This is a genomic window from Inquilinus sp. (genome assembly GCF_057815775.1).
This window is the reverse complement of record NZ_JBYRFX010000896.1, coordinates 1-10,713: the sequence shown is the minus strand read 5'-3', so window position 1 is coordinate 10,713 and position 10,713 is coordinate 1. Positions and strand designations below refer to the sequence as shown.

Below are 10,713 nucleotides of genomic sequence, written 5' to 3'. Positions count from 1 at the left end.
ATGACGACATGAAATCCATGGCGCAGCGCAAGATGGTGCAGGCGGATCGATCCGGGAGCTGGGCTCGCCTGTGTGCTGGTATTCGTCATGATGCGAGCGTCTCCAATCGAGCTTGCCCAGAGACGGCATCCATCAACTGCGACTTGGTGCTCGAACCGGAAAGCTCTGCGATGATCCGGCCGCGCGACATCACCAGATAGCGGTCGCACACACGCATCAGCTCCTCGATTTCCGAACTGATCAGCAGGATCGAGACGCCGGAACGGGCGAGTTCGACCGCGAGCTTGAGGATCTCGTTCTTGGCCCCGACGTCGAGACCGCGCGTCGGCTCGTCAAGGATGAACAGCCGGGGTTGGGTGGCCAGCCAGCGGCCGAACACCACCTTCTGCTGGTTGCCGCCGCTCAAGGTGCCGACGCGCTGCGCCGGGCTGGAGACCTTGATGTCCAGCCGCTCGATCAGGCCTTTGGCCAGCGCCTGCTCGCGGCCGCGATCGATCGTTCGAAACCGGTTGAGCAAAGTGCCGAGACTGGCCAGCGACAGGTTCTGACGCACCGATTGGGGCAGGAGCAGCCCTTCACCGCGGCGGTCCTCCGTCACCAGTCCGACCTGGCGATGCAATTGCCCGGGTGTGACCGCCTTGGGGCCGCTGCCGGCGTCGAAGCGCAGCTCGCCAGCGTCGATCGGATCGAGCCCGGTGAGGGCGCGCACCAGCTCGGTGCGTCCCGAGCCCAGAAGACCCCACAGGCCGACGATCTCACCCTCGCCGATCTCGAGGTTCACGTCCGCCAGCACCCCCTCGCGGCTGAGGCCGGAGACTTTCAGCAGCGGTTTGCTGCTGCCAGAGTGCGGCTGGGACAGGCGCTCCTGCGAATGATTCTGGCCCAGCATCATGTGGACGACGTCCAGCGGGGTGACCTCGTCCATCATCCGGGTATCGACCGTCGCGCCGTTGCGCAGCACGGTGACGCGCTCACAGATCTCGAAGATCTCATCGAGGAAATGCGTGACGTAGATGATCACCACGCCCTGCTGCTTGAGTGACAGGATCACCTCGAACAGCTTTCGCTTCTCGCGGCTGGTCAGCGACGATGTCGGTTCGTCGAAAATGAGGATCTTCGGCTCGCGGGCCAGGGCGCCGGCGATCTCGACCATCTGCCGGTCGCCCATGCTGAGGTTTTCGACAACCTCGCCGACACCGAAGGGGCAGTTGAGCCGTTCCAGGAGGGCTGCCGCACGCTGGCGCGTGGCTTCCCCGTCGATCAGCCCGGCCCGGGTCGGGAAATTGGAGATCAGGATGTTCTCGGCCACCGTCATGGATGGCACGACGTTCAGCTCCTGCTGGACGAAGGCGATACCGTGGGCCCTGGCGTCGCCTGGCGAACGGATCTCGATGGGCACGCCGTCGAGCGCGATGGTGCCGGTATCCATCCGGGTGATGCCGCCGAGCACATTCATCAGGGTGCTCTTGCCGGCGCCATTGGCACCCATCAGGGCCAGGGCCTGTCCGCGATAGGCCTCCAGATGCACGCCGCTCAAGGCCTGCACGCCGGGATAGGCCTTGGTGACGCCGTCGAGGCTGAGGTGAGCGGCCATGTCGTTACCTGGCCTTGGCGTAATTGTCGGCGAATATGAACAGGACGATCACCGCGCCCTTGATCATCAGGCTGAAATAGTAGGAGACGCCGAGCATGTTCAGGGCATTGCTGATCAGGGTGATCAGGATGGCCCCGATGATCGCCCCGAACGGGCGTCCGACGCCGCCATAGATGCTGATGCCGCCGACGACACAGGCGCTGATGGTGTCGAGAACCACGCCATCGCTGCCCATCGCCGCGGAGGCCGAGCCGAGACGGGCGGTCAGCAGCACCGCGGTCAGTCCGGCCATCAGGCCTGCAAATGCATAGCTTGCGCAGATGGTGAGCTGGATCGGCACCCGCGCCACGCGGGCGGCTTCGCGGTTGATCCCGACCGCGTAGAGCCAGCGCCCGTAAACCGTGGCCGACATGATGGCAGTCGCGATCACGCCGCAGACGATGAGCACGGCGACCGAGATCGGGACGCGATAGAGGTTCGCCAAAAGGACGTTGTAGAAAGCGTCGGACGTCACGGCGACGCTGACGGAATTGGTCACCCAGATGGTCACGCCCGTGACCACTGTGAGCATGGCCAGCGTCACCACGAAGGGGATCATGCGCAGATAGGCCACGGCAAAGCCGTTGAGCAGGCCGATCGCGATGCCTGAACCGATCATGACCAGGGTGCCGACGATAGGATTGATCCCGGCGGCCATGCCCATCGCCCCGAGCACAGCGGCGAGCGCCATGTTGGCCGGCATGGAGAGATCGATGCCGCCGCCGATCATCACGAAAGCCATGCCGAGGGCGAGAATGCCCAATGTCGAGGCTTGGACGATAATGTTGATCGCGTTCTGGAGCTTGAAGAAATTCGGCGCAAACAGGGCCAGAATAATGATGATGACGCTCAACAATAGACAAAGAAAGATTGAGCGCATGCTTACAAATGGTTGCTGGGCGGCGATCTGCACTGCGTTGCACTCGCTAGATGGTTCTGAAAAGACGGATTCCCTGGCTCGATGACACCGTCGGTGTCTTTGCCGAAGGTCCGTCTGGCCAATTGGTCCAACCACTGGACATTTGGACTAATAGGCCGCTTTGCAAACGTCGTCAACGCCGATATGTTGACCCGGTCAGCGGCGGCTTCGACGCGCGGTCGGCGGTCCATGCTCAACCTTGAAGGCCCCATGAAACGATTGCCCCAGTCCCGTCTCGCATTTCCCGAGAAGGCCACCGAGGCCCGCCTTCCGCAGCTCGAGCCTGTTCGTCTTTATCGCCAGATCGCCGATCTGATCGTCGACCGGATCGATCAGGGCCTGTTCCCGATCGGGACCCTGTTGCCGGCCGAACGCGAACTCGCACAGCAGCTCGGCGTCAGTCGGACATCGGTGAGAGAGGCGCTGATCGCCCTGGAGGTCAGCGGCAAGGTCTCGATCCGTGTCGGCCACGGCGTGCAGGTCCTGGAAGCGACGCCACAGCCAGACTTCGCGGGAAGCGCCAGCGGCATGGCCGAGTGGGATATCGGCCCGATCCAGCTGATGGAGGCACGCCTCCATATCGAGCTCAAGACGGCGGAGCTCGCCGCAGCAAATCGATCCGACGCGAATCTCAAACGGATGCGCGAGGCGATCGAAGTGCAGGCGGAGGCACCCATGGGCTCGCCGCGTTATAGGGATGGCGACCGCAACTTCCATGTCGAGATCGCGAGGGCCGGCGGCAATGCCGCTTATGCCTTCGTGGTCGCGTCGTTGTGGGACAATCTTTCCCGGCCGCTGTTCAACAAATTTGAAGAACTGCTTGCCGGCCCGGATCGGCCGATCAAGACCATGTCGGAGCATCGCCGGATATTCGAGGCCATCGCCGACCACGACGAGGCGGCCGCTCACAGGGCGATGAAACACCACATCGATGCCGTGCTGTTTGCGTTTTCGCGCGACCTTGGGCGCCTATAGAGATGCATTCTGAATGTAGAATTGTACCAAATCCAGATGCAGCCGGGCTAAGTTTCGTCTGAAGGCTACGTCGCTTGTGCTGTCATCCGGCTCGTTTCCAGGCAGAAGTCGATAAATGCTCGGACCTTTGCCGCAGGGTTTCTGCGTGAGGGGTGGATGGCATAGAGAGGAAACACCTCCCCAGGCCAATCCGGAAATAGTTCTACGAGCTCCCCAGAGTCGAGGAAGCCATGCACGCCGAGGGCCATCACCTGGGCGATCCCGGCTCCAGCCAAGCAGGCCGTCAGCATGGTATTCACATCCGTCAGAAGGATCGGCCCCTTGGATGCGACCGGCACGACCGAGCGTCCGCGGTGGAATTCCCATTCGAAGGGGTGTCCTGTGAGCGGATCGCGGAATTGGATGCAGGCATGCCCGATAAGGTCATCGGGAGATTTCGGTCGCCCATATTGCTCGAGATACGACGGGGCTGCGACCGTGAGGATCCGCGTTTCGAGGAGCAGTCTCGCGACCATGGAAGAGGCCGGCTGTGGTCCAAAGCGGATAGCCAGATCCATCCCGTCCGACACCAAATCGCCGATCGAGTCGCGCGTGTAGATCTCGATCTCGATTTCTGGGAACCTTCGGCAGAATGCGGGCAGATGAGGAGCAAGGACCACGCCCGAAAAGAATGGGTCGACATTGATCCGTAGTCGTCCGTGCACCCTGCTTGCGGATCCAGCCGCCACGCTTGCAGCACCTTCAATGCCTTCGAGATGAGGGATGACGTCCTCGTAGAAGCGCCCGCCCTCTGCCGTTAGCCTAAGTGAGCGCGTGGTACGGTCGAACAGTCGGACTCCGACGCGGTTCTCCAGACGCGCGATGGCGCGGCTAACGCCGGACGGTGACAGGCCCAGAAGATCGGCGGCCTTCGCGAAGCTGCCGGCCTCGACCACGGCGGCAAGGACGCTTACCCCTGCGAGCAACCGACCATCGAACGTCATCAGATCCCTCGTTCCGTATCGGCTCTTCCAAGGGCGACCGCCTCCACCGCTCGGGCATGTGGTGATCGTAGCAACAGTATTGATGCCCTGAAATCATGAGTCTAGTGACGTAAGGGCGCTGCGGTCACGACAGCATCCGGGCGCATATGAGTCCCATCGACATTCCGCGGCGGACGGTTCGAGCCGGCGGCGGACCAAGATGGAGACCGAGCCATGCACCCCCAGCATGCAAGAGCGAGGTATTTGATCGTCGGCGGCGGAAGCGCGGGCTGCGTTTTAGCCAGCCGTTTGTCGGAGCGTCCAGAGAATACAGTGATCCTCGTCGAGGCGGGGCAGGACACGCCTTCCGGGCACATTCCGGCTGATATTCTCGCCACCTATCCCGGCCGGGCCATGGCCAACATGAACTATTTCTGGGGTAGCCTACGTGGTCGACGCGGTGATGGTGACCATGTGCCGAAAGCAGGTCGGGCACCGACTTTCTTCCACCAGGCTCGTGTCATGGGCGGCGGCTCGAGCATCAATGCTCAGATCGCGCTGCGGGGCCTGCGCCGGGACTTCGACGGTTGGCAGTCGGCGGGAGCAGAGGGCTGGGATTGGACGTCGGTTGCCCCGTTTTTCCGCAAGCTTGAGCACGACGTCGATTACGACGGTCCGCTGCACGGGCATGACGGCCCGGTACAGATCCGCCGGGTTCCCCGTGACCATTGGGATCCGTTCACCCAAGCGGTCGGAGAGGTATGGCGCAGCCAAGGACATGCCTACATCGACGACATGAATGGCGACGACGGTGACGGATATTCCGCCGTGCCATTTTCCAATGATGGCGCACATCGTTGGTCAAGTGCCCGCAGTTATTTGACGGATGGCGTCCGGCGCCGATCCAATCTGACGATACTCTCCAACACCGAAGTGACGCGCATTCGCTTTGAAGGTCGGCGAGCCGTCGGCGTCGAGGCGATCCGTGACAGCGCAAGGTTCGTGATCGGAGGCGACAACGTCATCATTGCAGCCGGAGGAGTCCATTCGCCGAAGCTGCTCATGCTTTCAGGCATCGGACCGGCCGACACTCTCTCGGCGCTCGACATCCCGGTCCTGGTCGACCGCCGTGGTGTCGGAGCTAACCTTCAGGACCACCCCAGCATCTATGTCTCGTGTTTCATGCCGCCAGCGCTGCGATCTCGGCTCGACTACATCGGCCCGGCGAGCTACCTCCGCTATTCGTCGGGTCACGCGGATTGCCCTTCCTCCGACATGGTGATGATTTCGGCGGGGCGTTCAGGCTGGCACGCCGTTGGGCGGCAATTGGCCACGATTGTGCCGTTCATTGGTATCCCGTTCTCGCGTGGTGCCGTTTCACTGCTCTCTCCCGATTGGCGGACGGAACCCGATGTTTGCTTCAATTTCCTAGACGATCCACGCGATCGAACCCGATTGGTCGATGCATTTCGGGCGAGCGCCGACGTCTTGCTGCACAGCGCGCTTTCGCGTGTCGTCGACAATCCGTTCCCGTCGGCCTTCACTGAGCGTGTCGCCAAAGTCTCCGTGCCGAGCGCCCGCAACGAGCTCCTGACCGATGTAGCGGCGACGCTGCTCGATACCGGCATCACTGTCCGCACCTTCCTGATGAACCACTTCGTCAACGAAGGGCCCACTCTTGCGGCGCTAATGGCCGATGAGCAGGCGATGGTCGACTATGTCTGCAGCGCCGTCGTGAGCCTCTGGCATCCGAGTTGCACGTGCCGAATGGGAAGCCAGGATGACGCGGGCGCCGTGGTTGACCCTCATGGCAAAGTTATAGGCGTCGAAGGCCTCATGGTCGTCGACGCGTCCATCATGCCGATCATTCCGACCACCAATACCAACCTGCCCACGCTGATGGTCGCTGAGCGCATCGCGGCCGAACTTGTGGGTGCGGCAATTCCGACTCCATCGCAAAGCGCGTCGGCGACGACTCGCTGACTGCTTAGCGCCTGAGGGCTGCCGCGGCGTCCAGTTCCCGACGCACCCCGCCTGCAAGTCCTCTCTCGACTGAAAGGAGAAGAACCATGAATCGCGAATTCAGGCTGTTGATCAATGGCAAGCTCGTGCCCGGTGAAGGTACCGCCCCCGTGATCAATCCCGCGACTGGCGCGCCCTTCGCGGAACGCCCGGTCGCCTCGCTTGACCAGCTCAACGAAGCGGTCGCAGCCGCGAAGGCGGCTCAGCCCGCGTGGGCCGCCACGCCCTTTGCAGAGCGGCAACGCGTCCTCGAACGACTCGCCGACAAAGTTGAGGCCAGCACCGAGGATCTCGCACTCGTCCTGACCCTCGAGCAAGGCAAGCCGCTACGGGACTCTCGCGCTGAGATCGGTCTGTTCGTCGCCACTGTCCGCGAGTTCTGCAAGATGGAACTGAGTGTTGAGGTGATCGAGGACAGCGCCACCAATCGGGTCGAAGCCCACTACAGACCCTTTGGAGTCGTGGCAGCGATCGTACCCTGGAACTTTCCGCTGGGTCTCATTGGCAACAAGCTGCCGCCGGCTCTTCTGATGGGCAACACGATCGTGATCAAGCCGGCGTCCAGCACCCCGCTCTCGACTGTTCTGCTTGGCGAAGTGATTGCCGGTATCGTGCCCGCAGGCGTCATCAACGTGCTCTGTGACAACGGCGGTCTCGGAGGGCCGCTCAGCAAGCACCCCGACGTGGCAAAAATTGCCTTCACTGGATCGACAGAGACCGGCAAGCATGTGGCATTGGCCGCAATCGATGACCTCAAGCGTGTAACGCTCGAGCTTGGCGGCAACGATGCAGCGATCGTGCTCGACGACGTGGACGTGAAAAAGGTCGCTCCGGTCATCTTCGCGACCAGTTTCGCCAATACCGGACAGGTCTGCTACGCGATCAAACGTGTCTACGCACAGGAAGGTGTCTATGACGCCCTCTGTGATGAGCTGGCTTGTCTTGCCGATGCCGCAATCATCGGCAGCGGGCTCGACGAGGCGACCCAGTTCGGTCCGATCCAAAACCGCAAGCAGTATGAGACGGTGCAGCGATATCTGGAGATCGCTCGTCGCGACGGCAAGATCATCGCCGGTGGCCAGGTCCCGGACGGTCCGGGCTACTTTATCCGCCCGACTGTGGTGCGAGACATCGACGACAATTCGCTCCTCGTGGTCGAGGAGCAGTTCGGCCCGGTGCTGCCGATCGTCAAAGTTCAGGACGAGGAGGACGCCCTCGCGCGTGCCAACGCCTCAACCTACGCGCTGGGCGGCTCGGTCTGGAGTTCGAACCCCGAACGCGCGGCGCGTGTGGCGGCCCGGCTCCAGGCAGGGAACATCTGGATCAACCAGCATCTCCGTCTCGCGCCACATATCCCGCTCTCGCCCGCCAAGCAGTCGGGCATTGGGATTGAGCTGACCGTCGATGGACTGAAGGATTTCGCCCAGATGGTCGTCATCGACACTGCCAAATAGGGCCCGAGTTGGCGAGTGCTCCTTCGAGCGCTCGCCACTTCTCCGGTGAGGGATGGCATTCGCCATGATCTTCGCCGCTGCCGATTATCCAGGAGTACGAAGATGCCGTCTGCGTCGCATCATAGCTCAACCGCCGGCAATGCCGAGGCGCCTTCGCTCCGGCTGCCGATCCTGGCGGTGATGGCGACGGCTTCGGCCGCAGGTATCGCCAATCTCTACTACAACCAGCCGCTCCTGGAGCAAATGGCTCGGACTATGCAGGCCAGCGAGGACGTCATCGGATTCGTCCCGACGCTGACCCAGGTCGGCTACGCGACCGGAATGTTGCTGCTCGTGCCACTCGGGGACATGCTTTCGCGCCGTCGCCTGGCGCTGTTCTTCACACTGTTGACTGGCGCAATGACTCTGGGCACCGCCCTTAGCCCGACGATGCCGGTCCTCCTGGCCTTCAGCTTCCTTCTCGGCTTGTCGAATATGGCCCCCCAGCTGCTCATCCCGTTTGCCGCTAGCCTATCAGCGCCGAAGGATCGCGGACGTGTCGTTGGCGTCATGCTAAGCGGCATTTTTGCCGGCGTTCTGTTATCTCGCACCGTCGCCGGCTTTGTCGGCGACGCCTTCGGCTGGCGGGCGATGTTCTGGCTGGCGACCGCTCTGCTGCTTGGACTGACCCTCGCGATGGCCCGGGTCCTTCCGGCCACGACGCCGAGCTATCATGGCCGATACCGCGACTTGTTGCGATCCGTGCTCACCCTTCTTCACGAACAACCCGTGCTGCGCGAGGCCTGTCTATTCGGCTTCACATTGTTTGCTGCGTTCATGATTTTCTGGTCGAGCCTGATTCACCTCATGGTGGCGCCCCCGTTCAATCTCGGCGCGACCTCTGTTGGACTCTACGGCATTCTCGGAGCAGGAGCCGCCTTGGCGAGCCCGGCGGTTGGCAAGCTCGCCGACCGCGGCCTTGCTCGGCGGGCAGCCGGCACGATGATCGTGCTAACCATCGCGTCATTCGGAATATTGTGGCTCGGAAGGACGAGCCTGTTCTGGATCGGCGTCGGTGTGCTTGCCATGGATCTCGGGACCCAGCTCGCGCATGTCAGCAACCAGAGCCGAATTCTCAACCTCGCCCAGGGCGCCCAGAGCCGCATCCAAACCGCCTACATGACTGCCTATTTTGCCGGTGGCGGTGCCGGGGCGGCGATCGGAGCCGTGGCGTGGAGCGAATGGGGTTGGGCGGGCGTGTGCGGCTCCGCAGTAGCGGTCCTGCTGATCCCTTTCAGCGTATGGCTCAGGCCGCTCCGCGCTAGCCGGGCATCTCCAACGATTTGAAGATTCCGAAGGGTGCAGTGACGTCACGCAGGTTGCCGCCGGTTCCGCCAATCCGATCCGTGGACATTGATGCACTCAAGTCACGGATGAAGTGACAGAAGCGCGATGTAATCACCACTATCTCGGTGCCACATTGTTGTTGTCGGACGCACAGCGATGCTCTCGCAGGAATGGCCGACCCACCGGCACGCCGGCTTTCACGAAACATCTGATCATGGAGAACGATGATGGCTCACAAGCCGATTATCCTCATTGTCGGGGCCTCGCGCGGACTCGGTCTGGCGCTCGTTGAACAATTCTGCGGGCGGGACTGGCACGTCATTGCCACCGTCCGCGATAAATCTCCGGCGCTTGATCTTTTGAAAGGGCGTTATCCGGCGAGCCTCGAAGTCGAGAATACCGATATTGCCGACGAGGCAAGCGTTCGAGGGCTGCGGCAGCGGCTCGACGATCGTTTGCTCGACATGCTGTTCGTCAATGCCGGCATCGCCAAGTCCATTACCGCGACGCCGGGCACGGCGCCTGTCCAGGACTTCCTCGACATGATGCTGGTCAATGCCTTCAGCCCGGTGCGCCTGATTGAGATCTTCGAGGATATCGTTGCACCAGATGGGACGATCGCGGCCATGTCTTCCGAACTCGGCAGCATCGCCACCAACGACGGCATGTGGGATCTATACGCGTCGAGCAAGGCCGCCCTCAATATGCTGATGAAATGCTATAGCTCGCGTCGGCCCGATGACCGTCGCGCCAAGATTGTCGTCGCGCCAGGCTGGATTCAGACTGAGATGGGCGGCTCTGGCGCCACCCATACCGTTGAGGAGTGCATCCCGCTGGTCGCCGATATGCTCGAAACGAACCATGGCAAGCCGGGGCTCCGCTATGTCGACCGCTTCGACGACACACTGCCCTGGTAGGGCGCCTCCCCAAGATGGGCGGCCAGCTCGCCGCTGACTTCAACCGACTGTGCCGACGATCAATCTGTCAGCCAGCCTCGGCAGCGGGAGACGGTGGTTTCATGATCTGACGCAGCGCGGATACTTTGGCTTTGGCGCGCGCACGAGAACCTGCTTCGCGTGTCCTGTATGCAAAGAGGCGCACAGTCGAGCACGACCACCTTTTTTATGATCGGTGCCTGGCTTCGTTGGGATGTTCCCGCGATCATCGGGTGCCGGTCGAGGGGCTACGAGGGATTGCGTGCGGCCACGTCCGCTTTGGAGAGCAATGCTCAATGGCCGCTGTTGGCGCTTTGCGGCCGGGAGCGTCATTGAGGGGAAAACCTGAAGTGCCCAGTCCGTCGTCTCAGCCGCCCACGGTGGTCTTTCGGACGACCAGCTCGCCCGGCAGCAGATGGACGCCGGTCTCGGCGGGTTCCGCCTTGCCGGTCACCAGCTGGACAGTCCGCTCGACCATCGCGTCGAG

At 62.3% G+C, this 10,713-nt stretch carries 8 protein-coding genes; 5 read left to right on the top strand and 3 right to left on the bottom strand.

What is annotated here, in order from left to right:
• Positions 1 to 85 precede the first annotated feature (85 nt).
• Both AC3XYG_RS32110 and AC3XYG_RS32105 read right to left on the bottom strand, forming a co-directional pair.
• Complete coding sequence (locus AC3XYG_RS32110; protein ID WP_489143954.1) at positions 86 to 1,594, bottom strand: sugar ABC transporter ATP-binding protein; 1,509 nt, start codon at positions 1,592 to 1,594, stop codon at positions 86 to 88.
• 4 nt (positions 1,595 to 1,598) lie between these two features.
• Positions 1,599 to 2,546: an ABC transporter permease gene (locus AC3XYG_RS32105; protein ID WP_489143953.1), complete on the bottom strand. Its 948-nt coding sequence runs from the start codon at positions 2,544 to 2,546 to the stop codon at positions 1,599 to 1,601.
• A 216-nt stretch (positions 2,547 to 2,762) separates the two neighbouring features.
• Between AC3XYG_RS32105 and AC3XYG_RS32100 the strand changes: the two genes are divergently transcribed.
• Positions 2,763 to 3,527: a FadR/GntR family transcriptional regulator gene (locus AC3XYG_RS32100; protein WP_489143952.1), complete on the top strand. Its 765-nt coding sequence runs from the start codon at positions 2,763 to 2,765 to the stop codon at positions 3,525 to 3,527.
• 65 nt (positions 3,528 to 3,592) lie between these two features.
• On the opposite strand, the gene AC3XYG_RS32095 is transcribed toward AC3XYG_RS32100, so the two are convergent.
• The gene (locus AC3XYG_RS32095; protein ID WP_489143951.1) at positions 3,593 to 4,510 is read right to left on the bottom strand and encodes a LysR family transcriptional regulator; all 918 of its coding nucleotides are present in this window, start codon (positions 4,508 to 4,510) and stop codon (positions 3,593 to 3,595) included.
• Positions 4,511 to 4,723: 213 nt separating this feature from the next.
• Between AC3XYG_RS32095 and AC3XYG_RS32090 the strand changes: the two genes are divergently transcribed.
• The 4 genes from AC3XYG_RS32090 (at position 4,724) to AC3XYG_RS32075 (ending at position 10,208) form a co-directional block, all read left to right on the top strand.
• Entirely contained in the window at positions 4,724 to 6,472 is a 1,749-nt protein-coding gene (locus AC3XYG_RS32090; protein ID WP_489143950.1) for a GMC family oxidoreductase, read from the top strand.
• Positions 6,473 to 6,558: 86 nt separating this feature from the next.
• Positions 6,559 to 7,965, top strand: coding sequence for an aldehyde dehydrogenase family protein (locus tag AC3XYG_RS32085; RefSeq protein WP_489143949.1), 1,407 nt, complete (start codon positions 6,559 to 6,561; stop codon positions 7,963 to 7,965).
• A gap of 102 nt (positions 7,966 to 8,067) precedes the next feature.
• Complete coding sequence (locus AC3XYG_RS32080) at positions 8,068 to 9,291, top strand: MFS transporter (protein ID WP_489143948.1); 1,224 nt, start codon at positions 8,068 to 8,070, stop codon at positions 9,289 to 9,291.
• 224 nt (positions 9,292 to 9,515) lie between these two features.
• A complete protein-coding gene (locus AC3XYG_RS32075) occupies positions 9,516 to 10,208 on the top strand; it encodes an SDR family NAD(P)-dependent oxidoreductase (RefSeq protein ID WP_489143947.1) in 693 nt (230 codons plus the stop codon).
• Positions 10,209 to 10,713 lie beyond the last annotated feature (505 nt).